The sequence below is a fragment of the Phaeovulum sp. W22_SRMD_FR3 genome, from assembly GCF_052113705.1.
Taxonomy (GTDB): domain Bacteria; phylum Pseudomonadota; class Alphaproteobacteria; order Rhodobacterales; family Rhodobacteraceae; genus JBGQOG01.
On record NZ_JBGQOG010000024.1, the window covers coordinates 26329 to 51790 of the forward strand.

The 25462-nt window shown below is 64.1% G+C and carries 23 protein-coding genes and 1 tRNA gene; 20 read left to right on the forward strand and 4 right to left on the reverse strand.

Annotation, left to right across the window (positions count from 1 at the left end):
• Positions 1 to 275: 275 nt before the first annotated feature.
• From ACEN2S_RS20490 to ACEN2S_RS20535, 10 genes are all read left to right on the forward strand, one after another.
• Positions 276 to 458 (forward strand): hypothetical protein, encoded by a 183-nt coding sequence (locus ACEN2S_RS20490; RefSeq protein ID WP_441869986.1) that lies wholly within the window; start codon positions 276 to 278, stop codon positions 456 to 458.
• Positions 459 to 524: 66 nt separating this feature from the next.
• On the forward strand, positions 525 to 1448 hold the full coding sequence (locus ACEN2S_RS20495; protein ID WP_441869988.1) for a DMT family transporter: 924 nt from the start codon (positions 525 to 527) through the stop codon (positions 1446 to 1448).
• Positions 1449 to 1562: 114 nt separating this feature from the next.
• Positions 1563 to 2660: a hypothetical protein gene (locus ACEN2S_RS20500; protein ID WP_441869990.1), complete on the forward strand. Its 1098-nt coding sequence runs from the start codon at positions 1563 to 1565 to the stop codon at positions 2658 to 2660.
• 208 nt (positions 2661 to 2868) lie between these two features.
• Positions 2869 to 3861, forward strand: a complete 993-nt coding sequence (locus ACEN2S_RS20505; protein WP_441869992.1) for a DMT family transporter — start codon at positions 2869 to 2871, stop codon at positions 3859 to 3861.
• A gap of 34 nt (positions 3862 to 3895) precedes the next feature.
• Complete coding sequence (locus ACEN2S_RS20510; protein ID WP_441869994.1) at positions 3896 to 4768, forward strand: ATPase; 873 nt, start codon at positions 3896 to 3898, stop codon at positions 4766 to 4768.
• A 99-nt stretch (positions 4769 to 4867) separates the two neighbouring features.
• Entirely contained in the window at positions 4868 to 5791 is a 924-nt protein-coding gene (locus tag ACEN2S_RS20515) for a homoserine O-succinyltransferase (RefSeq protein ID WP_441869996.1), read from the forward strand.
• Positions 5781 to 6728: an alpha/beta fold hydrolase gene (locus tag ACEN2S_RS20520; RefSeq protein WP_441869998.1), complete on the forward strand. Its 948-nt coding sequence runs from the start codon at positions 5781 to 5783 to the stop codon at positions 6726 to 6728. Before ACEN2S_RS20515 ends, ACEN2S_RS20520 begins: the two co-directional genes overlap by 11 nt.
• 58 nt (positions 6729 to 6786) lie before the next feature.
• Complete coding sequence (gene ppk2 / locus ACEN2S_RS20525) at positions 6787 to 7662, forward strand: polyphosphate kinase 2 (RefSeq protein WP_441870000.1); 876 nt, start codon at positions 6787 to 6789, stop codon at positions 7660 to 7662.
• Positions 7655 to 8272 (forward strand): TetR/AcrR family transcriptional regulator, encoded by a 618-nt coding sequence (locus tag ACEN2S_RS20530; protein ID WP_441870002.1) that lies wholly within the window; start codon positions 7655 to 7657, stop codon positions 8270 to 8272. Before ppk2 ends, ACEN2S_RS20530 begins: the two co-directional genes overlap by 8 nt.
• Positions 8273 to 8309: 37 nt before the next feature.
• Positions 8310 to 9488, forward strand: a complete 1179-nt coding sequence (locus ACEN2S_RS20535) for a pyridoxal phosphate-dependent aminotransferase (RefSeq protein WP_441870004.1) — start codon at positions 8310 to 8312, stop codon at positions 9486 to 9488.
• Positions 9489 to 9539: 51 nt separating this feature from the next.
• Here ACEN2S_RS20535 and ACEN2S_RS20540 read toward each other — a convergent pair whose 3' ends face one another.
• On the reverse strand, positions 9540 to 10364 hold the full coding sequence (locus ACEN2S_RS20540; RefSeq protein WP_441870006.1) for a DUF2059 domain-containing protein: 825 nt from the start codon (positions 10362 to 10364) through the stop codon (positions 9540 to 9542).
• Between the two features lie 164 nt (positions 10365 to 10528).
• Between ACEN2S_RS20540 and ACEN2S_RS20545 the strand changes: the two genes are divergently transcribed.
• Positions 10529 to 10618: transfer RNA gene (locus tag ACEN2S_RS20545), tRNA-Ser, on the forward strand.
• A 460-nt stretch (positions 10619 to 11078) separates the two neighbouring features.
• Here the strand turns inward: ACEN2S_RS20545 and ACEN2S_RS20550 are convergent.
• Positions 11079 to 11807, reverse strand: a complete 729-nt coding sequence (locus tag ACEN2S_RS20550) for a heparan-alpha-glucosaminide N-acetyltransferase (protein WP_441870026.1) — start codon at positions 11805 to 11807, stop codon at positions 11079 to 11081.
• Between the two features lie 457 nt (positions 11808 to 12264).
• Here ACEN2S_RS20550 and ACEN2S_RS20555 point away from each other — a divergent pair, with 457 nt between their 5' ends.
• The 4 genes from ACEN2S_RS20555 (at position 12265) to ACEN2S_RS20570 (ending at position 18031) form a co-directional block, all read left to right on the forward strand.
• Positions 12265 to 13311, forward strand: coding sequence for a tartrate dehydrogenase (locus ACEN2S_RS20555; protein ID WP_441870008.1), 1047 nt, complete (start codon positions 12265 to 12267; stop codon positions 13309 to 13311).
• Position 13312: 1 nt separating this feature from the next.
• Positions 13313 to 14752 carry an NAD-dependent succinate-semialdehyde dehydrogenase gene (locus ACEN2S_RS20560; RefSeq protein ID WP_441870010.1) on the forward strand — a complete coding sequence of 480 codons (1440 nt, stop codon included), beginning with the start codon at positions 13313 to 13315 and terminating at the stop codon, positions 14750 to 14752.
• Positions 14753 to 15090: 338 nt separating this feature from the next.
• The gene (gene argE / locus ACEN2S_RS20565) at positions 15091 to 16203 is read left to right on the forward strand and encodes an acetylornithine deacetylase (RefSeq protein WP_441870012.1); all 1113 of its coding nucleotides are present in this window, start codon (positions 15091 to 15093) and stop codon (positions 16201 to 16203) included.
• A 454-nt stretch (positions 16204 to 16657) separates the two neighbouring features.
• Positions 16658 to 18031 carry an aspartate aminotransferase family protein gene (locus tag ACEN2S_RS20570; protein WP_441870014.1) on the forward strand — a complete coding sequence of 458 codons (1374 nt, stop codon included), beginning with the start codon at positions 16658 to 16660 and terminating at the stop codon, positions 18029 to 18031.
• A 56-nt stretch (positions 18032 to 18087) separates the two neighbouring features.
• Here ACEN2S_RS20570 and ACEN2S_RS20575 read toward each other — a convergent pair whose 3' ends face one another.
• Together ACEN2S_RS20575 and ACEN2S_RS20580 are read right to left on the reverse strand one after the other, a co-directional pair.
• The gene (locus ACEN2S_RS20575; RefSeq protein ID WP_441870016.1) at positions 18088 to 19293 is read right to left on the reverse strand and encodes an aminopeptidase P family protein; all 1206 of its coding nucleotides are present in this window, start codon (positions 19291 to 19293) and stop codon (positions 18088 to 18090) included.
• Between the two features lie 239 nt (positions 19294 to 19532).
• Positions 19533 to 20966: an NAD-dependent succinate-semialdehyde dehydrogenase gene (locus tag ACEN2S_RS20580; RefSeq protein WP_441870018.1), complete on the reverse strand. Its 1434-nt coding sequence runs from the start codon at positions 20964 to 20966 to the stop codon at positions 19533 to 19535.
• Between the two features lie 423 nt (positions 20967 to 21389).
• Between ACEN2S_RS20580 and ACEN2S_RS20585 the strand changes: the two genes are divergently transcribed.
• From ACEN2S_RS20585 to ACEN2S_RS20605, 5 genes are all read left to right on the forward strand, one after another.
• Entirely contained in the window at positions 21390 to 22022 is a 633-nt protein-coding gene (locus ACEN2S_RS20585; RefSeq protein ID WP_441870028.1) for a TetR family transcriptional regulator, read from the forward strand.
• Positions 22023 to 22068: 46 nt separating this feature from the next.
• Complete coding sequence (locus ACEN2S_RS20590; protein ID WP_441870030.1) at positions 22069 to 22503, forward strand: helix-turn-helix transcriptional regulator; 435 nt, start codon at positions 22069 to 22071, stop codon at positions 22501 to 22503.
• Between the two features lie 22 nt (positions 22504 to 22525).
• Positions 22526 to 23563 (forward strand): hypothetical protein, encoded by a 1038-nt coding sequence (locus tag ACEN2S_RS20595; protein WP_441870020.1) that lies wholly within the window; start codon positions 22526 to 22528, stop codon positions 23561 to 23563.
• Positions 23564 to 23649: 86 nt separating this feature from the next.
• Entirely contained in the window at positions 23650 to 24246 is a 597-nt protein-coding gene (locus ACEN2S_RS20600) for a hypothetical protein (protein WP_441870022.1), read from the forward strand.
• Between the two features lie 53 nt (positions 24247 to 24299).
• Positions 24300 to 25388 (forward strand): hypothetical protein, encoded by a 1089-nt coding sequence (locus ACEN2S_RS20605; RefSeq protein ID WP_441870024.1) that lies wholly within the window; start codon positions 24300 to 24302, stop codon positions 25386 to 25388.
• Positions 25389 to 25462: the final 74 nt, after the last annotated feature.

Consider the following 25462-nt stretch of genomic DNA (forward strand, 5'->3'; position numbering starts at 1 on the left):
GAGAACCTCCGTTTCGATCAGTTACCCCGGTTTCACCGCAAAAAGCCATGGCCCGCAGTGTCGCATTCTCCGGCCCCTGCTGCCGGGCACAGGGACCGCTTCCGGGCCCGCGGCAGTCCTGTCGCAGCGCCGTCGCAGGACCCGCGCCGCACGCGGCACCGCACCGGCGTGGCGCCGCTTAACAAAAGGTGCAGACCCGGACAGAATGATTGATAAAAGTTGAACAAAAATAAGACTTTAACACTTCATCAACCTGAACGGTTCATAAAGGACTTATGGCACAACGCATTTCCTCATCCGGGCGGAGAGCCCCTTTTGCGGACCCCGAAACGCAGGCCGATATCCTGCGCGCCTGGGCGCCGCTGACCGTATCGCTGGTGATTTCACTGGCTGGGACATTGGCCTGGATCACGGGCCAACATCCGCTGCACCTTCTGCTGGCGGTCCTCGCGCAGTAAGCGCGGCCGGGCTGGACAATCCATCGGCGCTGGGCAAGGGTCCGGCGGTCAACCGGAGCGTTCGCCATGACCCAAGAAGTCCCCCTTGCCGCCCTGCCGGGCACCCTGCCCGCAGCCGACGCGCCCGCTGTGCCGGTCAACCGACCGCTGGCGGCGGCGCTCTGGATGCTGGGCGCGATCACCGGCTTTTCCTCGATGGCGGTCGCCGGGCGCTTTGCCGCGCCCTATCACGACACTTTCGAGATCATGACCTGGCGGTCGGCGGTTGGTGTGATCATCATTCTGGCCGTGCTGCTGCTGCGGCCCGACCAGCGGCGGGTGGGCGTGAAGCAATTGCATCTGCATCTCTTGCGCAACCTGTCACATTTCACCGGGCAGAACCTGTGGTTCTTTGCGCTGACGCTGATCCCGCTCAGCCAGCTCTTCGCGCTGGAGTTTTCCTATCCGATCATTGTGGCGCTGGCGGCCCCGCTGGTGTTGGGCGAGCGGCTGACGCGCAACCGTCTGCTGGCGGCGCTGCTGGGGTTTGTGGGCGTGCTGATCGTGGCGCAGCCCTGGTCGTCGGGCGGCCTCTCGACCGGCACGCTGGCGGCCCTGCTGGCGGCACTGGGCTTTGCGGGATCGGCGCTGACGACCAAGGTGATCACCCGCCGGGTGCCGATGATCGAGATCCTGTTCTGGCTGGTGTTCATGCAGCTGGCCTTTGGCCTGATCATGGCGGGGCGTGATGGTCAGATCGCTTTGCCGACCGCGCAATCGCTGTTGCCGCTCACAATCATTGGTTGTGCGGGGCTTGGGGCGCATTTCTGCCTGACGCGGGCACTCAGCCTCGCGCCGGCCTCGGTGGTGGTGCCGATGGATTTCCTGCGGCTGCCGCTGATCGCGGTCATTGGCATGCTTTTGTATGGGGAGCCGCTCTTGTGGTCAGTCTTTGCTGGTGGCGCTATCATTTTATTAGCCAACCTTCTCAATTTGCGAAAGGAATCCTGATTTTTTCCTTGGCAGACAAGGGTTACGACGTTACGTCATCACTTTCGCTTGATTGACGCTTTGTCGCACCGTGGTAGTGTTCTCGTTACTTGAACACGCAGGGATGAGGATCATATGGGACGTGTTTTGATGACGGCGGCAGCGCTTGCCTTAGGGGCGAGTGCGGCCGGTGCCGGAGGGGTGGAACGCTCGACTCAATCAGTCGCCATCCTCTTCGAAGACGGAAACTATGCGGAGCTGAGCTATGGCAGCTTCAGCCCGGAAGTGTCGGGGACCGTGGGCGGGGGAGCCATCGGATCCGGTGACATGGCCGGGGATTATTCCACCTATTCGCTCGGTGTGAAAACGGCGCTGAATGACAAACTCGATCTGGCGCTTATTCTGGACCAGCCGATCGGCGCGGATGTCGATTACCCCAGTGGCGGTCTCTACCCGCTGCGGGGCAGCACGGCGACGCTGGATTCCACTGCGATCACGGCGCTTTTGCGCTACAAGCTGCCGCAGAACTTCTCGGTCATCGGCGGTCTGCGGCTTCAGGAAGCCTCGGGCGTTGTTGCGCTGAATGTCCTGCCGCCCGCCCCGTCGACCTTTGTCTACGGGATGAGCACCTCGACCGAGCGTGATCTGGGCTATGTGCTTGGCGTCGCCTGGGAAAAGCCGGAAATTGCGGCGCGGGTCGCGTTGACCTACAATTCCGCCATTACCCATGATTTCGAAGCGAGAGAGACCGTCGGCGGCAGCTATGTGGCCGCACCCGGTTTCTCGACCACCGTGCCGCAATCGCTCAATCTCGAGTTCCAGACCGGGATCGCTCCCGACACCCTGCTCTTTGGCTCGGTGCGCTGGGCGGAATGGACCGCCTTCAAGATCGACCCCGTGGTCTACCACACCGCACTGGGCAGCCCGCTTGTCGATTATGCCGATGATGTCGTGACCTGGAACCTCGGCCTTGGCCGCAAGTTCAACGAAAACTGGTCGGGTGCGGTGCTGTTGGGCTATGAAAAAACCAACAGCGCCCTGACGGGCAACCTTGGGCCGCACAGCGGGATGAAGTCGATTGGCCTCGCGGCGACCTACACCAGAGACGCCGTCAAGGTCACGGCAGGTGTGCGCTACGTGGAAATCGGTGATGCGACGACCAAGGGTATTGGCGGCGTTTTCACCGACAACTCCGGCATCGGCTGGGGCATCCGGGTCGGTTACAGCTTCTGAGCCTCTGGCATGAACAGGATCGGCCCCGCTTCGGCGGGGCTTTTTCATGCCCCGCACCGCCAATCCCCTGCGCCTGCCAAGAGGGGACGACCGCCAGCGGTCCCTGCGCAAGCCGGGACGGACTGGCAAAAATTGTACTAGGCGCAAGATCCGGATGGCGGCAGATCCTCCCGGGCGTTAGGGAGGGGGCACCATCAAGGAGGCCCCGATGCCGCGCGATATTTCCCCCGACAGCCTCTTGCGCAGCGCGCCTTTGCGGGCCGCCGTCACCCAGACCAGCATCCCCGCCAAAGGATGGTTCCTGCTCGTCTTGCTCTCGTCGATCTGGGGCGGCTCGTTCTTGTGCAACAAGATTGCGCTGGCCGAGGTGCCGGTGTTCACCATGGTGTCGCTGCGGGTTGGGCTGGCGGCAATGGCGCTCTGGCTGGTGTTGGCGTTTCGCGGCCAGCGGCCGCCGCGCGATCTGCGGCTCTGGGGCAAGTTCTTTCTGATGGGGCTGTTCAACAATGCCGTGCCCTTCTCGCTGATCGTCTGGGGCCAGCACCGCATCGATTCCGGGCTGGCGGGCATCCTGAATTCCTCGACCGCGCTGATGACCGTGCTGGTGGCGGCGCTGCTGCTGCCCGATGAGCGGCTGACCCGGCGCAAGGGCACCGGCGTGCTGCTCGGCCTGCTCGGGGTGACCATCGCCATCGGCCCGGCGGCGCTGACCAATTTCAACCTCGGCTCGCTCAGCCAGCTGGCGCTGCTTGGCTCCTCGCTCTCTTACGCCTGCATCGCGGTCTATTCGCGCGGCGCCATGAAGGGCGTGCCACCTCTGGTCGCCGCCGCCGGCATGATGACCGGGGCGAGCGTGATCATGATCCCCGCCGCGCTGATCACCGAAGGCGTGCCGAGCTTTGACTGGTCGCTGCCGGTCTGGGCGGCGGTCCTGTGGCTGGCGCTGGGCGCTTCGGCCTTGGCCTTCGTGCTCCTCTACCGCACGCTGGCGCTGGTCGGGGCGGGAAACATGTCGCTGACCACGCTGATGGCCGCGCCCATCGCCATCCTGCTCGGCTGGGCCGTCTATGGCGAGGCGCTGGCCCCCCGGGTCTTTGCCGGGTTCTTCGTGCTGGTGGCAGGGCTTTTGGTGCTGGATGGCAAGCTGATTGCGCGCCTCCGCCGTCGAAAACCCCGTGACGCGGGCGCGGGCGCAGAGTAAACCGCCTGCAACAGCAGTCAGGCAGGAACGGGTGATGATCTATCAGACGGCAGCGGAATGGCGGGACGCGGCACAAAAGAAAGTGCTGCTGTTCGGCATGTCCGGTCTGGGCAAGACCCATGTCTCGGCCACGTTGCGCGGCACCGGCCAGTGGTTCCACTATTCCATCGATTACCGCATCGGCACCCGTTACATGGGCGAGCATATCGCTGACAATTTCAAGCGCGAGGCGATGAAAGTGCCGCTGCTGCGCGAGCTTTTGTTGACCGACAGCGTCTATATCGCCTCGAACATCACCTTTGAAAATCTGGCGCCGCTGTCCACCTATCTTGGCAAGCCGGGCAATCCGGCCAAGGGCGGCCTGCCCTTTGCCGAGTACCAAAAGCGGCAGGCGCAGCATCAGGCGGCGGAACAGGCCGCACTGACCGACACGCCGCATTTCATTTCCCGTGCGCATGACCTCTATGGCTACCAGCATTTCGTCTGCGACACCGGCGGCTCGATCTGCGAGGTGGTCGACCCTGCGGATGCCGCCGATCCGGTGCTGACCACGCTGTCCAATGCGGCGCTGATGGTCTGGATCGAAGGCTCGGAGGCGCATACCGAAGAGCTGATCCGCCGCTTCGACCGCGCGCCGAAGCCGATGTATTATCAGCCCGCCTTTCTCGAGGCCGCCTGGGCAGAATACCGCGCCGATCTGGGCCTTGCCCCCGAAGCCGTGGACCCCGACCATTTCGTGCGCTGGACCTATGCCCGCGCCCTCGCCCACCGTCAGCCGCGCTATGCGGCGATGGCGGCCAACTGGGGGATCTCGGTCAAGGCCGAGGACGTGGCGCTCGTGCGGTCGGCCAGTGATTTCACCGATCTGATAGCCGGCGCGATCGACGCCCGGCGAATGCGGGGCTGAGCCCCTGCCAACCCGGCCTTAACCCGTTTGCCCTAAGGGTACGGTCACATTGAAGACCGCGCCCGCCCGCCCTATCTGTCGATCCAGAAGGAGACCATCATGCCGATCACCCTGCCCGAAACGCTGCCCGCCTATGACATCCTCTCGCGCGAAGGCGTGATGGTCATGTCGCCGGGCCGCGCCGCGATGCAGGACATCCGGCCGCTGCGGATTGGTCTGCTCAATCTGATGCCGAAAAAGATCCAGACCGAGAACCAGTTTGCCCGGCTGATCGGCGCGACGCCGCTGCAGATCGACCTCTCGCTGATCCGGATGACCGATCACGAGACGAAGAACACCGCCGCCGAACATATGGCCGAATTCTACCGTCCTTTCGCCGAGGTCGAGGCTTCGGGCGAGAAATTCGACGGGCTGATCATCACCGGCGCGCCGATCGAACATCTGGACTTTGAAGACGTCACCTATTGGGACGAGCTCTGCCGGGTCTTTGACTGGACGCAGAGTCATGTGCAATCGACCTTTGGCGTCTGCTGGGGCGGGATGGCGATGGCCTATCACTTCCACGGGCTGAAAAAGCATGTGCTCGACCACAAGGTCTTTGGCTGTTTCCGCCACAGCAATCTTGCCCCCGCCTCGCCCTTCCTGCGCGGGTTCTCGGATGATTTCGTGATCCCGGTCAGCCGCTGGACCGAGATGCGGCAGCCGGAAGTGGACGCCCTGCCCGCGCTGAAAACGCTGCTCGCCTCGGATGAGGCCGGGCCCTGTCTGCTGGAGGATGCCGGGCACCGCGCGCTCTATATCTTCAACCATTTCGAATATGACAGCGGCACGCTGAAAGAGGAATATGACCGCGATGTCACGGCCGGAAAGCCGATCAATGTGCCGTGCAACTACTACCCCTCGGATGATCCGAAACGGGCGCCGCTGAACCGCTGGCGCAGCCATGCGCATCTGCTCTACGGCAACTGGATCAATGAAATCTACCAATCGACGCCCTATGACATTGCTCAGATTGGCTGCTAGTGCCCTGATCCTCCTCGGCCTTTTGGCCGGGGCGACGCTGTGGCGCGCGGGCGCGCGTGAGCGTGCGGCGGAACAGGCCGCGCCGCCCGAGGGGCAGTTTGTCACCGTTGAAGGGCGGCGCGTGCACGCGCTGGTCACCGGCACCGGCCCCGATCTGGTGCTGATCCACGGCGCGTCCGGGTCCGAGCGGGATTTCAGCTTTGACCTGATCCCGCTCTTGGCGCCGCATTACCGGGTCATCGCCTTTGACCGTCCGGGGTTCGGCTGGTCGGACCCGATCCCGGAGGATGACACGATCACCGCGCAGGCGCGCGTCCTGCAGGCGGCGGCAGCGGCGCTGGGCGCCACGCGCCCGCTGGTGCTCGGCCACAGCTATGGCGGGGCGGTGGCGCTGGCCTGGGCCACGGGGCATCCCGACCATATCGCGGGGCTGCTCGCACTCTCGGCGGCCTCTGAGGTCTGGCCCACCGACATGCCGTTTCTCTACAAGATCACCGCGCCGCGCTGGGGGCAGCTGATCACCGTGCCGCTGATCACCGCCTGGGTGCCCGAAAGCACCGTATCCGCCGAAACCGCCGCCGTTTTCGCGCCGCAAGAGATGCCCGAGGGCTATGTGGCGCATTTCGTGCCGATGATGTCGGTGCGCCGGGCCAGTTTCGCGCTGAACGCCCGCCAACGTGCCAGCCTGAAAGAAGAAATCCGCGCGATGGTGCCGCTCTATCCCGCGCTCGACCTGCCGGTCGAGGTGCTGCACGGCGACGCCGACACCACGGTGGACCTCGACATTCACGCCCGGCAACTGGCCGCGGCCATCCCCGGCGCGCGCCTGACGGTGCTGCCCGGCATCGGCCATATGAGCCAGCATGCGGCGATCCCCGCGGTGCTGGCGGCGCTCGCCCGGCTGACCGACCGCGCCCGCGCCGAAGCCCGCCTTTAGGGCGATTGCACCCGCCCGCCCAATCGCCATACTGGCCAGAGCAGCAACGGAGCCCGCCATGAGCCAAGAGATCCCTTTCGTCGGTGACATCAGCAAGTTTCTGGAGGATGAGGCGCCGAAGGACATCCGCAAAGCCATTGAAAAGGGTAAGAAAAAGGACATCCTTGATCCGTCCTATCCCTATGAGCGGGTGCTTGATTCCGAGGAATATGAGCCGCAGATGGAGAAGCTGCAGATCGAGCTGGTGAAAATGCTCTGGGATCTGCGCGACACCGGCAAAAGACTGATGGTGGTCTTTGAGGGCCGCGATGCGGCGGGCAAAGGCGGCACGATCGAGCGGATGCGCGAAAATCTCAATCCGCGCTCGGCCTATATCGTGGCGCTGCCGAAACCCTCGGAACGCGAGGCGACGCAATGGTATTTCCAGCGCTATGTGGACTGGTTGCCCGCGGCGGGCGAGATCGCGCTTTTTGACCGCAGCTGGTACAACCGCGGCGTTGTCGAACAGGTCTTCGGCTTTTGCACCCCCGATCAGCGCAATCATTTTTTCCAGCAACTTCCGCAGTTTGAGCAGATGCTGGTGGATGAGGGGATCATTCTCGTCAAGCTGTGGCTGAATGTCGGCCGCGCCGAACAGCTGCGCCGGTTCCTCGACCGTGAAAAGGATCCGCTGAAACAGTGGAAGCTGAGCTGGATCGACGTTGAGGGGCTGAAAAAGTGGGATGACTACACCACCGCCATCGGCGAGACCCTCTCGCGCAGCCATACGGAATTCGCGCCCTGGACGGTGATCCGCTCGGATGACAAGAACCGCGCGCGGCTGGCGGCCATTCAGACCGTGCTGAATGCCGTTGATTATAAAGGAAAAAGCAAAGAGGCGATTGGCGAGATCGACCCCAAGGTCTGCGGTGGGATCGAGATCTGGAATGGCTAAGGCCGGCTACCATCACGGCAATCTGAAACAGGCTCTGGTCGAGGCGGCGCTGCGGCTGATCGAGACGCATGGGCCGACCGGTTTCACCCTCTCGGAGGCCGCCAAGACCGCCGGGGTCACCCCCGCCGCGGTCTACCGGCATTTCGAGGGGCGCGAGGATCTGATCGCCGAGGGCGCGCGGCAGGGCTATACGATTTTCGCCGATCTGATGGAACATGCCTATGCCAATGGCCAGCCCTCGGCACTGGCGGCCTTTGGCGCGGTGGGCCGGGCCTATCTGGCATTTGCGCGAAAGTTTCCAGGGCATTACATGGCAATGTTCGAGTCCGGTATCTCGCCCAACCATGACCCCGCCATCGCCCAGGCCTCGGCCCGCGCCGAGGCGGTGCTGACCCGCGCCGCCGAGACCCTCTCGCGCCACATTCCCGCAGGCAGGCGGCCCCCCGCCGCGATGTTCTCGGCGCATTTCTGGGCGATGTGCCACGGCGTGGTCGAGCTTTACGCCCGCACCCCGCCCGGAACGCGGACGCAATTCACCCCCGATGATCTGTTGGAAAGCGGCATCGGCATCTATCTGCGCGGCCTGGGCCTGATTCCCACCGACGCCTGAAACCCCCAATATTTCAAGACACTGAAAGGCACTTCTCATGCAACTCGCGCAGCGCGTGGCCCATATGACCGGAGATGGCCCGGACGGGTGGGAGATTTTGTTCCGGGCGCGCGAGATGATCGCGGCGGGTGAGGCGGTGCTGAACCTGACCATCGGTGAGCCGGACATCAAGACCGCGCCGGAAATCCTTGAAGCCATGCATCAATCCGCCATGGCGGGTGCCACCGGCTATTCCGGCATTCAGGGGATTGAGCCGTTGCGCGCCGAGATTGCCGCCCGGGTCACCGCCCGCACCGGCGTCCCCACCAGCCCGGCGCAGGTGATTGTCACCCCCGGCGGTCAGGCGGGCCTTTATGCCGCGCATCAGGTGCTGCTCGATGCGGGTCAGACCGGCCTCTGTATCGATCCGCATTACCCGACCTATCCCGGCACCATCCGCGCGGCGGGCGGCCTTGTGCGCGCCGTGCCCGCCGCCGCCGAAGCCGGGTTTCAGCCCGACCCCGCCGCGCTGGCCCGGGCCGCGCGCGAGAGCGGCGCCCGCACCTTGCTGATCAACAGCCCCAACAATCCCACCGGCGCGCTCTACAGCCGTGAGACTTTGGAAGCGATTGCCGAGGTCTGCATCGCGCAGGATCTCTGGCTGATTTCAGATGAAGTTTATGACACACAGGTCTGGGAAGGCACGCATATCAGTCCCCGCGCCCTGCCCGGCATGGCCGAGCGGACCGTGGTGCTCGGCTCGCTCTCCAAGAGCCATGCGATGACCGGCAGCCGCATCGGCTGGATCGTGGCGCCCGAGCCGGTGATTGCGGCGCTGCATGCGCTGAACATCAACACCACCTATGGCCTGCCGGGCTTCATCCAGGAAGCAGCACTCTTCGCGCTGCGGCAGGGCCCGGCGTTTGAGGCGCAGGTGGCCGAACCTTTCCACCGGCGCCGCGATCTGGCCTGCCGCGTGCTGGCCAACAATCCCGCGCTGCGGGTCTCTTCGGCCTCGGGGGCGATGTATGTGATGGCCGACATCCGCGCGACCGGTATGTCTGGTGAAGCTTTTGCCCGTAAGCTCTTGGCAGAAGAGAAAATTGCGCTGATGCCGGGGGAAAGTTTCGGCGCCTCATCTGCCGGGCATCTGCGGATCGCGCTGACCCTCGCGGATGATCAACTGGAAATCGCGCTGACCCGTCTGGCTGATTTTGCCCGGCGGCAGCTCGGCTGATGCCGCGCCCTCCTGTGGCGCAGCACCGTTAGGTGCAGAGCGGCGCGGGGATCACAGATCCTCGCCCGCCAGATGCCCCCCGGCGGCGGCCCCCAGCCGGGTGGAGCTGTCGACGAAAATGGCATCGAATCCGGCAAAAAGCGCCCGGTTCAGCGCTCGGCCCGCCGTCGACGTGCTGAAGACCGCATAACGCTCCAACTCGGCGTCACTGAGCGGCGCATAGGCCATGAAAAGATAGCTCACCACCCAGCTGTTCATCTGCTCGCGCACCGCCGGCTCCTGCCCCCAGATTTCAGCCAGCATATCCGACTCGGTCACCTGATAGGACAGGCCCCCCGCCTGCACCATCGCCCGGTAGAACGCCAGATTGGCATTCATGCCAGAGGTGACATTCGGCTCGATCAGATCGGCGCGTTCGATGAAATCTTCCACCGCGCGCAGCCGCGGATTGCCGGCGTCATAGCCCGCGTCCCGCGCCGCATTGGCGGCCTCTTCAATGCCCGGTTCCTGCAAGGCACGCCGCGCGTCAATCTCGAGAGAGACAATCCGTTTGCCGAGATCGGATTGCAAAAACTCCAGAATTTCAGCCTCTTGCGAGGTGTCAAACGTGGCGGCGAACACCTCGTCAAACAGCGGGCGCAACCGTGCCGGATCATGCACCGCGGCCACTTGTGCCGCCCAGGACGCCCCGCCCTTGTCGGGGAACAACTCGGCCTGCAGATCCTCGCCATAGGCCGCCCCCTCCTGCGCCATGACCGCCAGCACATCCTGCAGCCGCAACGCCTCAAGCACATCGGCGGGCTCGGCCGTGGCCTGCTGCGTCGTGGCGCAGAGAAGCGGAAAAACCGCGGCGGCAAGACGGAAGGGCAAAGACATCTGAGGCTCCTTTCGGGGGCGTCTGTCAGAGGTAATCTGCCCCATCCCCGCTGCCAAGCGAAGCCGCAAAAACTTTCTGCCACGGTTTCGTCATATCCGTGCAAAAAGCGGTTGCATGCCCCCGCATCCCGGGCTAAATCCCGCCCCACGACGACCCCTGACGCGGAGAGGTGGCAGAGTGGTCGAATGCGGCGGTCTCGAAAACCGTTGTGGGTGAGAGCCCACCCAGGGTTCGAATCCCTGTCTCTCCGCCATTTCCCTTTGATTTCATAGGGAGATTTGGGGCACTCGCGGATCCGTCCGCCGAAACACTCAGCACAGAAGAATGTTTGGGAAACAGCGGGTCAGCGCTGTTCCTTGCCAATGTCGGCTTCGCGGCTCTCCATGGTTTTTGCGCCCGATGCGGAATGGCGGGCCGCGTGCTGCGCAGATCAAGGACGCCTGCCGCTTCATTGCGCCCTGCCTCCGTCACCACGGCCTCACGCAGCCTGCGCTTGCGGGATACGCCTGCGGAACACGCTCGGGGTGCCCCCTGAGAGCAGATGGCAATCGCCGTCGCTGTCCGGTTTTCCGCGCGCCGCTCGGCACGGTGCCATCCCGCCTGCAGCACGGCGGTGTCACCTGAATATCCTGTCGTTGCACCGCGTTTCAGCTTGCCCCGAGCCAGACCCGTGCCAGACCGCCCCGACTCTGTCGTGCGGCCCGGTGACAGGCTCAGCGGAGCAGTTGCGCGGCGGCCCAGGTCAGCCCCAGCAAGAGCGGCTGGTGCACCACATAGATCACCAGGGAATGCCGCCCCGGCCAGGCCAGGACCCGCTGCAACCGGCTTTGCGCGGCGGGTGCCGGGCGCGGCGCGGCCGGGCCATTCGCTGTCCCGCGCGCGCGGCCGCGCAGGAGCTGCGCAATGCCCATCCCCGCCAGATAGGGCGCGAGCCAGGGCACCAGCGGCACAAAATCCATCGACCGCGGCACCTCACGCGAGAGGCCGAGGCCGAGCAGGTAATTGGCATCAAACCCCACGCGCGGCAGATAAAGCCAGATCGCCAGAACGCCCACAGCGGCCGCCAGCGTCAGAACAGCAGGCAGGCGCAGGAGCACCAGGCCGATCAGGCTGGCCGCGGCGATGCAATGCAAGATACCAAAGAAAACATAGCGTTCCGGATCATCAAACCAGGTGGACAGGCTGATCGCGGCCGCGGCTGCCACCAACCAGCCAAAGCGGCGCAGAAAATGCCGCCAGCGGATTGCGCGCCCATGCGCCAGCACGAGGCTGGCCCCCGCGAGACCGAGAAAACTGGTCGCCACAATCCGCGCCTCAAGGATCCAGCCGAAACTGAACGGCACATGCGGCTCAATGAAGCCGAAAAACGCCAGATCATAGGTGAAATGATACAGCGCCATGCCGAGGATTGCCGCGGTTCGCGCCAGATCGAGCGCCCAAATGCGTCCTGTCGGCGGGCCCGGCCGCCTGCCCTCAAGCTCTTGTCGCGGCGCAGCCTCTGCTGCAGGCCCCCCGTTTTGCATCATCCCTCGCCCCCGGCCACGCCTTATGGCAGTGCCCGGACGCTACCCGGCCAGACCGGAAACTTCCATGCCCCTTCACGCCCCCGCGTCAGAGGGCGCAGAAAGCCGCCGCACCGCGCGGACCGGCCCCTGCCGACGCGTCCCTGCAGACGGGTCCCTGCAGACGGGCCAAAGAGTCACAAGGATCCGCGACGGCGGGCCAGAGGCGGCTCGGGCCGGGGTTTTCGCGCCAGCCGCAGCCGGAAACCGCAGATCCGCCGCAGGATATTCTGCCGCGCGGCGCAAAACAGTGCCCGCTGCGGCGCTCAATCGTTACAGTGGCATGAAACCGTCCGCCCCATCGTGCGGCACCCGACATGCAGAAAGGCTTGCGCCCATGACATCCTATTCTCTGGCCCTGATCCCCGGTGACGGGATCGGCGTTGACGTGACCGAGGCCGCGCTGCGGGTCGCCCATGCCGCAGGCGCGCGATTCGGATTTTCGCTTGAAACAACAACCTTCCCATGGTCTTGCGACCATTACCTGACCCATGGCATGATGATGCCCGAGGATGGAATCGCGCAGCTCTCCGGCTTTGACGCGATCTACCTCGGTGCCGTCGGCTGGCCGGATTCGGTGCCGGATTCGGTCTCGCTGCACGGGCTTTTATTGCCGATCCGCAAGGCCTTCCGGCAATATGCCAACATCCGCCCGCATATCCTTTTGCCCGGTGTCGAGGGGCCGCTGAAATCGCAAGGCTTTGATATTCTGTGCATTCGTGAGAATACAGAGGGCGAATATTCCGGCGCGGGCGGCCGCGTGCATCAGGGCACCCCGGACGAGGTGGCGGTGGAAACCTCGGTCTTCACCCGCGCGGGGGTGGAGCGGATCCTTCGCTTCGGCTTTGAGCAGGCACGCGCGCGGCGCAAGAAACTGACCTCGGTCACCAAATCCAATGCGCAGAAATATTCGATGGTCTTCTGGGATGAGGTGACGCGCGAGCTGGCCGCCGACTACCCGGATGTCGAGGTGACCCATACCCATATCGACGCGATGGCGGCGAAGATGGTGATGGCGCCGGAAAGCCTTGACGTGATCGTCGCCTCCAACCTCTTTGGCGACATCCTGACCGATCTGGGCGCGGCGATTCAGGGCGGGCTTGGATTCGCGGCCTCGGCCAACATCTGCCCCGACCGCAGCTTCCCCTCGATGTTTGAGCCGGTGCATGGTTCGGCCCCTGATATTGCGGGGAAAAACATCGCCAATCCGATCGCGGCGATCTGGTCGGCGGCGATGATGCTGGAGCATCTGGGCGAGGCCGCGGCCGCCCGCGCCGTGCTGGCAGCGATTGAGACGGCGACGGCGGGCGGCATCGGCACCCGGCCGGGCAGCCATTCGACCGAGGCGATCACCACCGCCATTCTGACCGCTTTGGAGGCCTGAGATGCAATTGAACGATCCCGATCTTTTCCGTCAGGCGGCGCTGATCAACGGCAGCTGGATCACCCGCGCCGATCTGCCGGTGACCGACCCCGCCAGTGGCAAAACCATGGGCCATATGCCCGATTGCACCGCCGAGGAGACGGAGGCCGCGATTTCCGCCGCCGAGGTCGCGATGCGCGGCTGGCGCAAACGCACCCATGCCGAGCGCGCGGGGCTTCTGATGCGCTGGCATGATCTGATGCTGGCGCATGAAAGCGATCTGGCAGCGCTGTTGACCGCCGAGCAGGGCAAACCCCTGGCCGAAGCGGTGGGCGAGATCCGCTATGGCGCGAGTTTTGTGAAATGGTTCGCCGAAGAGGCGCGGCGCATCAATGGCGGCATGATCCCCTCGCCCACCGCCGACCGCCGCATCCTGACCATGCCCGGGCCGGTCGGCGTCTGCGCCATCATCACACCGTGGAATTTCCCGAATGCGATGATCACCCGCAAAGTGGCCCCGGCACTGGCGGCGGGCTGCACCGTTGTCATCAAACCCTCTGATTTCACACCCTATTCGGCGCTGGCACTCGGCGTTCTGGCCGAGCGCGCGGGGATTCCGGCAGGCGTCATCAACATCCTGACCGGCCGCCCGGCGGTGATCGGCGCCACGCTGACCGCCAGCGCCACCGTGCGCAAGTTATCCTTCACCGGCTCCACCCGCGTCGGCGCGCTCCTGATGGAGCAATGCGCGCCGACGGTGAAAAGGCTCAGTCTGGAACTCGGCGGCAACGCGCCCTTCATCGTCTTTGATGACGCCGATCTCGATCTGGCCATCGACGGGGCGATGATGTCGAAATTCCGCAATGGCGGCCAGACCTGCGTCTGTTCCAACCGGATTTTGGTGCAGGCCGGGGTGCATGACGCCTTTGTGGAAAAACTCAGCGCAAGGGTGGCGGCGCTGAAGGTCGGCCCGGGCACCGAGGCGGGCGTGGAGATCGGCCCGATGATCAATGCCGCGGCGATTGAGAAGATCAACCGCCATGTCGCGGATGCTCTGGCCAAGGGAGCCACGCGCGCCACACCCGCCCGCGACCTCCCGGGACAGTACGCCGATCCGGTGGTGCTGACCGGAGCCACGACCGACATGGAGCTCGCCTCCGAGGAAACCTTTGGCCCCGTCGCGCCGATCTTCCGCTTTGAGACCGAGGAAGAGGCGATTGCGATTGCCAATGGCACGCCCTTTGGCCTCGCCTCGTATTTCTACACCCGCGATCTCGCGCGCGGGTTCCGGGTGGGCGAGGCGTTGGATTTCGGCATGGTCGGGCTGAACACCGGCATGGTCTCGACCGAGGTGGCGCCGTTTGGCGGCGTGAAAATGTCCGGGCTGGGGCGTGAGGGCGCACAGGCGGGGATTGCCGAATATCTGGAAACCAAAGCCTTCCATATTGGCGGCCTTGGATGAAGATCTCTCCGCAACGCACTGATTTACCATTCGATAAATCCACGGCATTTATCTGATCCATGACGCAGACCCGGCACGACAGCGCGCGCCGGGTCTGCGTCACATCACCTTCGCCAAAGAACGGCCTGCAAGCCATTCATCAAACGTCAAAAAAGAGGCTCGGGCGCACGGCACGGATCATTCCCCAAGGCACGGCGCCGAGCATGGGACACCCGCGCGGCGCCTGCATGCAGCTGCATTTTGCCGATGTGCGCCATTGACCTCTGCGCCGCCCGGTGGCCCTCTGGCCACGGGGTGCAACCGCCCCGTTGATCCCGTCACAGGTCACAGGAGCCGTCATGACCCCCGAACGCATGCTTGCCACCCTCGTTGGTTTTCGCTCGGTCGTGGGCCAACCGAATGGCCCGGTGATCGATTTCATCCGCGACCATCTGGCCGCGCAGGGTGTGGAGAGCACGGTGATCACCGGGCCGGAGGGCGACCGTGCCAACCTTTTTGCCAGCATCGGGCCGCGGGACCGGCCGGGCTATATCCTCTCCGGCCATCTCGATGTGGTCCCCGCGGGCGAGCCGGAATGGCGGGCCGATCCGTTCACCCTTCGCCATGAGGGGGATCGGCTGATCGGGCGCGGTGCCTGCGACATGAAGGGCTTTGTGGCGGCGGTGCTCTCGTCCGTGCCCGCCTTGACGGCGCGGACGCTCGGCGCGCCGATCCACATCGCGCTCTCCTATGACGAAGAGGCGGGCTGCAAGGGGGTGCCGCATCTGATCGGGCAATTACCGGATCTTTGCGCGCCGCCGCTGGGCTGTATCGTGGGCGAGCCGTCGGGCATGCAGCCGGTGCTGCGCCACAAGGGCAAGGCCGCGCTGCGGGTGACAGCGCGCGGGGTGCCGGGGCATTCCGCACGCCCGGATCTGGGGGCGAATGCGATTCACGCGCTGATCCCGGTGCTGAATGCCGCGCTTGCCGCGCGCGATGCCGCCGAAACCGGCGCGCAGGATCCGGCGTTTGAGCCGCCCTATTCCACGCTGCAGATTGGCCGGATCGGCGGCGGTCAGGCGCTCAACATCATTCCGGATGCGGCCTGGCTTGAGATCGAGGCGCGCGCGATCAGCGGCACCGATCCGCGCGGGCTTTTGGCTCAGGTTGAGGCAATCGTGGCGGCGCAAGAGGCGCTCAGCCTTGAGCTGCTCTCCAGCTATCCGGCGCTGGCGCTGGATGATGGCCATCCGCTCGCGGCGCTTGTGGCGGGCCTGAGCGGCGCTGCACCGGGTCCGGCGGTCTCTTATGGCACCGAGGCGGGGCTGTTTCAGGCGGCGGGAATTCCGGCGATCATCTGCGGCCCGGGCGACATGAGCCGCGCGCATAAACCTGAGGAATATCTGAAGGTTGAGGAGCTGTACGCCGCGCGCGACATGGTGCTGGCGCTGGCGGATCATCTGAGCCGCTAAAGCTTTGGGACAGCCGAGACTGGCGGGCCTGCAGGCTGTGCCTGCGGGGCGGCGGCCAGGGTGGCCGGATCGGCGGCGGGCCTCCGCGCGCCGTCCCGGTCAGAACCCGCGCCGCGCAATATCGTGCTTTCGCAGCGCCGCGCCCCCGCCCGAAAATACCGCCCCCACCCCCGATGCAGCGCAATATGCTGCGCCAGCGGCGATAGGCTGACGGGCAGAAGCAGGAATCCCCGATGCACCGCCGCCCTTGCGCCCGGCCCTCATCCCCAAAGCCTGGGCATCGCGGTGGCCTGCCGGTCCGCGCGGGTCTGTGGGCTCCGGGCAACCGGCCCCGCACCGGGGTTGGCAACCGCGCCTCCCGGCGGGCCCACAGACGGTTGCGCGCGGGGCCCTGCTGCCCGTCTGAAACCCACGCCCCCGCCGCGCAGGCGCGGGGCTGACCCCGGAGACCCCGATGCTGACCAACTCTCTGCAAGAGCTTGACCGCGACCACCTGATCCATCCCGTCGCCTCCTGGCGCGGCCATGAAGCGCGCGGCGTGCGGGTGCTGCAATCGGCCAAAGGCGCCACCGTCACCGATGCCGAAGGCCGCCAGCTGATCGACGGCTTTGCCGGGCTTTGGTGCGTGAACGCGGGCTATGGCCATGAAAGTATCGTGGAAGCGGCCGCCGAACAGATGCGCCGCCTGCCCTATGCGACCGGCTATTTCGACCTCGGCTCCGAAGCGCCGATCCGTCTGGCCGCGGCCCTGGCCGAGCGGGCACCGGGCGATCTGAAGCACATCTACTTCACCCTCGGCGGCTCGGATGCGGTCGACAGCACCGTGCGCTTCGTGCGCTATTATTGGCACGCCAAGGGTCAGCCGCAGCGCGATCAGTTCATCTCGATGGAGCAGGGCTATCACGGCTCGACCACCGTCGGGGCGGGTCTGACCGCCCTGCCCGGCTTTCACGCGGGCTTTGGCGTGCCGTGGAGCTGGCAGCATAAAATCTCGTCGCATTACGTCTACCGCAACCCGGTCGGCACCGATCCGGCCGCGATCATCGCCGCCTCGCTGGCCGAACTGCGCGCGAAAGTCGCCGAACTCGGCGAAGACCGGGTGGCGGCGTTCTATGCTGAGCCGATCCAGGGCTCGGGCGGGGTGCTGGTGCCGCCGCCGGGCTGGATGAAGGCGATGCGCGAAGCCTGCCGCGAGATGGGCATCCTGTTCATCGCCGATGAGGTGATCACCGGCTTTGGCCGCACCGGGCCGCTTTTTGCCTGCAGCGATGAAGATATCGTGCCGGATTTCATGACCACGGCCAAGGGCCTGACCTCGGGCTATGTGCCGATGGGGGCGGTGTTCATGGCCGATCACGTCTATCAGACCATCGCCGACAGCGCAGGCGCGGCCGCCATCGGGCATGGCTTTACCTATTCGGCGCATCCGGTCTCGGCGGCGGTCGCGCTGGAGGTGCTGCGGCTGTATGAGGATGGGATTTTCGAGAATGGCCGCAAGGCGGGCGCCCGGCTGCTGGCGGGGTTGCAGACCCTGGCCGATCACCCGCTGGTGGGGGATGTGCGCGGCCGGGGCATGCTGGCGGCCATTGAGCTCGTCACCGACAAGGAGAAGAAAACCCCGCTGCCCGCCGCGCTGAACGCCGCCACCCGGCTGTTTGACCGGGCCTGGGACCAGGGGCTGATCATCCGCGCCTTTGCCAATGGGTGCTTTGGCTATGCGCCGCCGCTCTGCTGCACCGATGCCGAGATTGACGCCATTGTCGCGCGCAGCCGCAAGGTGCTGGACCTGACGCTGGAAGACCCCGAAATCCGCGCCGCGATGCGTTGACCAATGCTGCCCGGCGCAGAGAGGGCCGGGCAGGTTTTCATCGATATAGCAGCGCGTTACCCGACGACATTGAACTCCGGACCATAGGGGTATCTGGTGATATCCTCATGGCCGGTCTCGGTGATGAACAAGATGTCATGCTCGCGGTAGCCCCCGGCGCCGGGCTGCCCCTCAGGCAGGGTCAGCATCGGCTCCATCGAGATCACCATGCCCGGCTCCAGCACGGTGTCGATGTCTTCGCGCAGCTCCAGCCCTGCCTCGCGCCCGTAGTAATGCGAGAGCAGGCCAAAGGAATGGCCATAGCCGAAGGTGCGGTATTGCAAAAGATCACGTTCCTCGAAGAAGGCGTTGATCTTATGCGTGATTTCCGAACAGGAAGCACCGGGTTGCAAGAGGCTCATCCCGTATTCATGTGCGGCGACATTCGCCTCCCAGATCTTCAGCGCGGCGGCATCCACCTCGCCCAGAAAAAGCGTGCGTTCGAGCGCGGTGTAATAGCCCGAGATCATCGGAAAGGCGTTCAGCGACAGGATATCGCCGCGCTGCAAGTGCCGTCCGGTCACCGGATTATGCGCGCCATCGGTGTTGATGCCGGATTGGAACCAGACCCAAGTGTCGCGGTATTCGGCGTCGGGGTAAAGCCGCGCAATCTCCAGCTCCATCGCGTCGCGGCCCGCCATTGCCACGTCAATCTCACGCACACCTGCGCGGATCGCGTCACGGATCGCAAAGCCGCCGACATCTGCCACAGCCGCCCCGGCGCGGATCAGATCCAGCTCGGCCTGTGATTTATGCATCCGCTGCCGCATGGTGGTTTCGGCAATGTCGACGCGGGCTTTCGGGCTGAGGAAAGCGTCGAGTTTCGCCGATTGCACCAGCGTCAGATGGTCCGCCTCATAGCCGACCACCCGGCCCGGCCCCGCCACCTGCGCCACCGCGCGCCAGTAATTGTCGCGCGCCCAGTCGGTATAGGTGATGTTGTCGCCAGAACCGCGCCGCCAGGGCTGGGCCGCGTCGATGCCCGCAGAGATGGTCACCGCATCCTGTGCGGTCACCACCAGCGCATAGGGACGGCCAAACGAGCAATAGAGAAAGCCGGAATAATAGGCGATGTTGTGCATCGAGGTGAAAACCGCCACCTCAACGCCCAGCCCGGCCATGCGGCTGCGCAGACCTGCCAGACGGGCGGCATATTCCGCATCAGCAAAGGGCAACACACGGTCGCCTTGGTGAAAACGATAGGATTCAGGACGTTTCGTCATTCTCAGACCTCACATCGGGGGTCTGCCGCAGCCAGGACCCCGAAAGATCCCGGCGTACAGGACGCGGTGGCGGGGACGGAACCTGCACCACAAGCCCGGGCGCATGCCCTGCAACGACGCCATCGTTGCCTGCTCAAGGCCAAGGATGCGCGGCGGCCGCGCAAAAAGCAAGCGGCCTTTGCACGCCCGAAGCCTTCAGGCGTTGCGCGAAGATCTCCGCGCAACGCCTTGTTTTAAAATCAGTCCGCCTGACTGACGAAACGGGTGTCGAGATATGCATCCACCGCTTCCGAGCCGCCTTCGGTGCCGTAGCCCGAATCCTGAATGCCGCCGAAGGGCACTTCCGGCAGCGCCAGACCCAGATGGTTCACCGTCAGCATCCCCGCCTGAATGTTGCCGCGCAGATATTGCGCGGTTTTCGACGAGCCGGTGAAGGCGTAAGACGCCAGACCGAAGGGCAGACGGTTCGCCTCGGCCATGGCTTCTTCGGCCTCGGCAAAGCGGTTGACGATGGCGACCGGGCCAAAGGGCTCGTCATTCATCATCTTGGCATTGGTCGGCACATTGGTGATCACGGTCGGCTCAAAGAAATAGCCCTCATTGCCGATCCGGCGGCCGCCGGTCACCACTTCCGCGCCCAGAGAGACCGCATCCTGCAGCATCCCCTCGATCGCCGGAATGCGGCGTTCATTGGCCAGCGGCCCCATCTCGGTGCCCGCCTCCATGCCATTGCCCACTTTCAGCGCCTCTTGCGCCTTCGCAAAGCCCTCGATGAACTGATCGGCCACGCCATCCTGCACGAGGAAACGGGTCGGCGAGACGCAGACCTGCCCGGCATTGCGGGATTTGTGCATCGACATCAAAGAGATGGCCTTTTCCATATCGGCATCGTTGAAGATCAGCACCGGCGCGTGACCGCCCAGTTCCATCGTCGCGCGTTTCATGTGCAGACCGGCGAGCGAGGCCAGTTGCTTGCCGACCGGGGTCGAGCCGGTGAAGGAAATCTTGCGGATCGCCGGATGCGCGATGAGGTATTCCGACACCACCGACGGCACGCCGAACACGAGGTTGACGACACCCGCCGGGACACCGGCATCGGCAAAGGCGCGGATCAGTTCCGCGGGTGAGGCCGGGGTTTCTTCCGGTGCTTTCACGATAAAGGAACAGCCGGTGGCCAGCGCCGCCGAGAGCTTCCGCACCACCTGGTTGATCGGGAAGTTCCAGGGCGTGAAGGCCGCCACCGGGCCGACCGGCACCTTGATCGTCATCTGCGTGACATTGGCCGCGCGCGCCGGGATGATCTGGCCATAGGTGCGCTGCGCCTCACCGGCAAACCAGTCAATGACATCGGCGGCGCCCATGATCTCCATTTTCGACTGGATCAGCGGCTTGCCCTGCTCAAGCGTCATCAGCTCGGCGATCATGTCGGCGCGGCTGCGCAGCAGGTCGGCCGCCTTGCGCATCACCTTGGCGCGGTCATAGGCCGAGGTGTTGCGCCAGATCTCGAACCCGGCGACGGCAGCATCGGCGGCGGCCTCCAGATCGGCAATTTCGGCATGGGCGACATGGCCAATGACCTTTTCGGTCGCCGGGTTGACCACCGGGATCGCCGCGCCGCTGCCGTCGCGCCAGATGCCGTTGATGAAAAGCTGGGTGTTGGGATAGCTGGACATAGAACCTCTCGAACGGTCCCCGAAAGCGGGACCCAATGGATGCGCCGTCCGGGTGAAGCCCCGTGGCGGATGGGGGAGACCCTAGCGTGCGTCGGGCAGAGGTCAACCGCCGCAGATGCACAAAGGCATCATAAAAACCGGGGGAAGCCGGGGTATTTCGACTTGCATACCAGAAGCCAAAACCACCCATATCAGCGCGTTATGCATAAAGCGGCATCTGGCCCGAAACCGCCCGGCACGCGGGCGAAAGCCGCGCGGGAGGGGAAGCCCGGGCCCCGCCCCCTCTGAGCGCGCCGCCGCCCCGGGGCCAGCGCGCGGGCGACCGGGTTGCGCGGCCAGATCAGCAGACCAGAACCCGCTCTCGTGCAGGCGGCGTGAAAATTTGCTTTGACTCCCTGCCTGCCGGGTTCAACATGCCAAAGGGTGTGGATAGTCAAAGATCGTCCCGCAACAAATTCAAAAACCGGGCGTCTCGACGCGGCGCTCAGCATTCTGCGCGCCAAGGGCGATACCGCGACAGGCGTTGAACAGCTCTGCGCCGAGGCCGGGGCCAGCAAGGGCAGCTTTTTCCACCCCTTCGCCTGCAAGGACGCGCTGATGCCTGCCGCCGCGGCCCATTGGGACGAGGTGCCCGGCGGGCTTTTCGTCCGGGCGTCTTGCCAGCACAGTGCCGACCCGCCTGCCCGGCTGCCTGCCGATCTTGATTTGCGCAAAGATCTGTTGACCGGCGATCTGCCCGATGTCACCTGCTTTGCTGACATGATCACGCAAAAGGCCCATGACACGCCGCCCGAGATCGCGCCCGAGATCGCGGCGACCTGCCCGCGCGCCCCGCAGCCATGCCAAAACGCCCAAAGCGGACATAGGCCACGCAGACCTATGGTATGCGCCGCGACCGGAGCGCCGAAAGCCGCGCCTTGCACAGGCAAGCCGGGCTACAGGGCGCCTTCATTCCGGCCAAAGCCAAGGCGTCAACCATCACCGAAAGGACGACCCGGAAGGGCTTATCAGCCGAGATCCCGAGAGCCTTCACCTTTTCTGGTCCGAGCACGTTGAGCAAATAGTCCAGGGGAATGATCGACATCAAGTCGCTGTCATATTCATCGACCACCGCTCCCGCAGCACCGGCAAGCTGTCGCGTAACACCCGCCTTGGCCCCATCGCCATGCTGTTTGGTCAGGGGCGGCAATACCTGCTGGCCTGGAGTGAATATCAGGATGACTTGCGGCTGTTTGCGCTGGCGGGATTTGAAAAGATTACTCTGGAGGCTGACGCCTATACTCGTCCCGCAGGCTTCAATTTGCAGGACTGGCTCTCCGAGAGCTTCGGCATCTGGCGTGAAGAGCCGCAGGATGTCGAGTGGCGCTTTCTGCCCGATGTGGCGGAGGAGGCTGCAGGATACGTGTTCCATCCGAAGCAAAGCATGGAGAGTCTGGAGGACGGGTCTTTGGTGGTGCGGTTCAGAGCCGGGGGGCGGCAGGAAATGGAATGGTATCTCGCCCGCTGGGGCGATAGGGTTGAGACGCTGAGCGGGTAGTATATTTTGGAGGGGAGATATAATGGCTGAGTTCCTATCGGGTGCGTCACTGACAAAGCGAATCCGCGAGGTTGTCGTCGGCAAAGATGTTCGGTGTGCGGTCGCTTATTGGGGTGCGCATGGGTTTGGTGAAGATCTGGCGCGCAGGGGGGATGTCAGGATTGTCTGCGACATCGTCGGTGGATCGACCTCTCCTAAAGCGTTGGAATCCTTAGGGGCGCCCAAAAACAGGAGCCTGAAGCACATCGACAACCTGCACTCCAAGGTTTATATCTCGAATGCCGGTGTGGTGATTGGTTCCGCCAACGCATCTGCCAATGGTCTAGGTCTTGATGTAAACCCGGCGCAACTTATTGAAGCTGGGGTCTTTCACAAGCAGGGTGGCCATCTCTGGGAGCAAGCTACTAAGTGGTTTGATAACCTGTATTCTCAGGCAAGTATGGTTGACAAAGAGGCGCTTCAACTTGCGGCGGAACGATACCGGCCACGGACCGCAAACCGAATTGCTGACTTTAACGGGATGACGGTGCTTGAGCAAATCGCGGCTGACCCGGATCATTTTTCACATGCCGGGGTTGGCTTCATCATTTGCAGAACAAATGCGGATGACAATGAAATCAAAGTCGCCGCAGAAGAATCTGCAAAAAGCGGTGCGGGAGGCGACGTTAGTTTTGAGGCACTACTGAAACATGATCCAGAGCGGACTTTTATTGGTTGGCCACATGGTGAAATGGAAAACCTAAATGCAAAATTTGTCGAGTTCTACTTCGGCCCAAACGGTGGCAGACCAAAAGTCTTGGCCCACATTTTGGCCCACAGATTCGACAATGTCACAGCGGACAATAAAGGCCACTTCTATACTCGAGACGGAACTGGACTGATAACGCTTCCTAATGGCAGTGCATTTCCGACTGGCACCAGAAAATCTCTTGACGAGAAGGATTGGAATTTACTTGTTCGACTCGCGAAAGACCTTCCGGAACCAGAGGAGGACGGAATATTTCATGCCAGCGCGTTCGCCCAGCTTCTGAGAAGGGCATTACAGACAAACAAAGATTAGTGTTGGCATATACAGGATGTCGTCGGGGCTCCGTCCGAATCTGATGCATCCAACCCGCATCCTGCTCTCAAACCACAGAGGGCAGGATGCACCAGACCGAAACCCATACACTGCACGGCATCGCGTTGCGGCTGCTCCATGCCATCCCGGCCCATCGCTCCGAGGCATTGGTCTTGGCGGGGTGGATTTGCACACGCCCGGATGTCTTTTGCGCCTTGCCGCCTGTCGCCCCGATGGGACGCCATAGGCCCGGTGTGTCCTCACAGTATTGGCAGGCACTTGGCGATTATATCGGCGCAACCTTGCGGGATATGGTGGTGCCACCGGACCAACCGCTTGCCCGTTTGCGCACTATCGCGGCGCATCTGGGCCTTAATGCGGACGAGACGGCGATCCTGCGCTTGCTTGTTCTGCAACAGCGCAGAGGCGCGGTCGCGGATTGCACCGCTGTGCTGAAACGCGAGATCGGCCTTTCGGACGAGGCGGTGATTGCCTTGTGCTGCAATCTGGACGAGACGGAGGTGTGGGCTGCACTGGCCCCGAAGGCGCCCATCTCCGCCCTCAGTCTGTTTCAGAGTGATGGCACACGGCCAGTCATGGGTGATGAGCCCTACGCACTCTCGGGTCTGCTTCTGGCGCTTCTATATCCCCCCGGGCAAGGATCATCTCGTCTAATGCTTTGATATCGTGCTCAACCTCTTTACAGTTTCCCTGATCAGCAGATTGCAGGCCATTCATGCATTACCCCTTTCTCGTCATTGATCCGCGTTCCGGCTTGCAATACCGCCTGACCGATACCGGCCTTGCCGAACTGTCCCTTGCGCCTATAGCCGCCGAGTGGGCGCCGGGGCGCGCCATTGCCGAGGCGCCTGATCCGGTCTGGGCGGAAAGTCTCGACAATGCACCGGTCGAGACGATCTCGGCCGTCACCACTGCGCTGACGGATCTTGTGCTGGCCACCCCGGATCTGAAGGTGCCAAGCGTCGATCACCTACCCGAGCACCGCGCCAGGCGGCATCTCCTGGCGCTGGTCGCGCTGTGGCAAAGGTTGGGCGATGCGCTGCCAGAGGGGCTGGCACCGATCCGCCATGTGCTGACCCTGCCGCATGGGCGGTTCCTTGATCCCTTGCCGGTGGTTGAAGGTTCGCTGGATCCTCTGGCTCCCGCTGCGATGCAGGCGCTTTATGGCCGGATCCGGGATGAGTTCGGCTCTGTTCCCGCAAGCCCCTACACGCCGGCGGCCCCGATCGGCAGCCGCCTGCACGCGTTGCAGGGCGGGGTTTCCGCGCAGGCGATCACCTCCGGGGTTCTGGATGACAGCCTCGCGTTCTATGGCTTGCGCGATCCCGCTGCCTGCGCCGATTTCGCCGCTGCGCGCGCCCGGACGCTGATTGAATCTGGGGTGCCAGCCCGTAATATCGCCGTGCTGACAGGGGACGATCCACGCCAGATCGCGCGCGCTTTCGCTGCCCAGGGCGTGGCCCTTTCCGGCCTGCCGGGCCGTTTGCCCGAGCGTGATGTCATTGGCGAGACCGCGCTGCATCTGGCGCTGGCCAAACGCCCGCCGACCCCGGCCATGGTTCTGGCGAGCCTCGCGCTTTCCCCCCTGATGCCCTGGTCCGCTCAAACCGGGCGCGATCTGGCTGAAAGCCTCATGGGCGGCGATTTTCGGGGCACCATCCTCACTGCCACGCCCGCGCATAAGGAATTGTGGGACGATATCCGCGCCTCCGCAGGCAGCTTGCAACAGTTGCGTTTCCTGCTGGACCGGATCTGCGAGCGGCTCTCGCACGGCGATCAGGTCCGCGCGCGGCTGCCTGTCTGAGCTGCTGCCGGTTTCGTGGACACGAAGATAAGATCGTGACCAAGGAACTGGAGTGTGGATATGACGAGACGGAA

What these genes read in the sequence shown, in the direction of transcription:
- ACEN2S_RS20490 (WP_441869986.1), top strand. Translation starts at nt 276, where the DNA reads ATGGCACAACGCATTTCCTCATCCGGGCGGAGAGCCCCTTTTGCGGAC.
- ACEN2S_RS20495 (WP_441869988.1), top strand. Translation starts at nt 525, where the DNA reads ATGACCCAAGAAGTCCCCCTTGCCGCCCTGCCGGGCACCCTGCCCGCA.
- ACEN2S_RS20500 (WP_441869990.1), top strand. Translation starts at nt 1,563, where the DNA reads ATGGGACGTGTTTTGATGACGGCGGCAGCGCTTGCCTTAGGGGCGAGT.
- ACEN2S_RS20505 (WP_441869992.1), top strand. Translation starts at nt 2,869, where the DNA reads ATGCCGCGCGATATTTCCCCCGACAGCCTCTTGCGCAGCGCGCCTTTG.
- ACEN2S_RS20510 (WP_441869994.1), top strand. Translation starts at nt 3,896, where the DNA reads ATGATCTATCAGACGGCAGCGGAATGGCGGGACGCGGCACAAAAGAAA.
- ACEN2S_RS20515 (WP_441869996.1), top strand. Translation starts at nt 4,868, where the DNA reads ATGCCGATCACCCTGCCCGAAACGCTGCCCGCCTATGACATCCTCTCG.
- ppk2 (WP_441870000.1), top strand. Translation starts at nt 6,787, where the DNA reads ATGAGCCAAGAGATCCCTTTCGTCGGTGACATCAGCAAGTTTCTGGAG.
- ACEN2S_RS20530 (WP_441870002.1), top strand. Translation starts at nt 7,655, where the DNA reads ATGGCTAAGGCCGGCTACCATCACGGCAATCTGAAACAGGCTCTGGTC.
- ACEN2S_RS20535 (WP_441870004.1), top strand. Translation starts at nt 8,310, where the DNA reads ATGCAACTCGCGCAGCGCGTGGCCCATATGACCGGAGATGGCCCGGAC.
- ACEN2S_RS20540 (WP_441870006.1), bottom strand. Translation starts at nt 10,364, where the DNA reads ATGTCTTTGCCCTTCCGTCTTGCCGCCGCGGTTTTTCCGCTTCTCTGC.
- ACEN2S_RS20555 (WP_441870008.1), top strand. Translation starts at nt 12,265, where the DNA reads ATGACATCCTATTCTCTGGCCCTGATCCCCGGTGACGGGATCGGCGTT.
- ACEN2S_RS20560 (WP_441870010.1), top strand. Translation starts at nt 13,313, where the DNA reads ATGCAATTGAACGATCCCGATCTTTTCCGTCAGGCGGCGCTGATCAAC.
- argE (WP_441870012.1), top strand. Translation starts at nt 15,091, where the DNA reads ATGACCCCCGAACGCATGCTTGCCACCCTCGTTGGTTTTCGCTCGGTC.
- ACEN2S_RS20570 (WP_441870014.1), top strand. Translation starts at nt 16,658, where the DNA reads ATGCTGACCAACTCTCTGCAAGAGCTTGACCGCGACCACCTGATCCAT.
- ACEN2S_RS20575 (WP_441870016.1), bottom strand. Translation starts at nt 19,293, where the DNA reads ATGACGAAACGTCCTGAATCCTATCGTTTTCACCAAGGCGACCGTGTG.
- ACEN2S_RS20580 (WP_441870018.1), bottom strand. Translation starts at nt 20,966, where the DNA reads ATGTCCAGCTATCCCAACACCCAGCTTTTCATCAACGGCATCTGGCGC.
- ACEN2S_RS20595 (WP_441870020.1), top strand. Translation starts at nt 22,526, where the DNA reads ATGGCTGAGTTCCTATCGGGTGCGTCACTGACAAAGCGAATCCGCGAG.
- ACEN2S_RS20600 (WP_441870022.1), top strand. Translation starts at nt 23,650, where the DNA reads ATGCACCAGACCGAAACCCATACACTGCACGGCATCGCGTTGCGGCTG.
- ACEN2S_RS20605 (WP_441870024.1), top strand. Translation starts at nt 24,300, where the DNA reads ATGCATTACCCCTTTCTCGTCATTGATCCGCGTTCCGGCTTGCAATAC.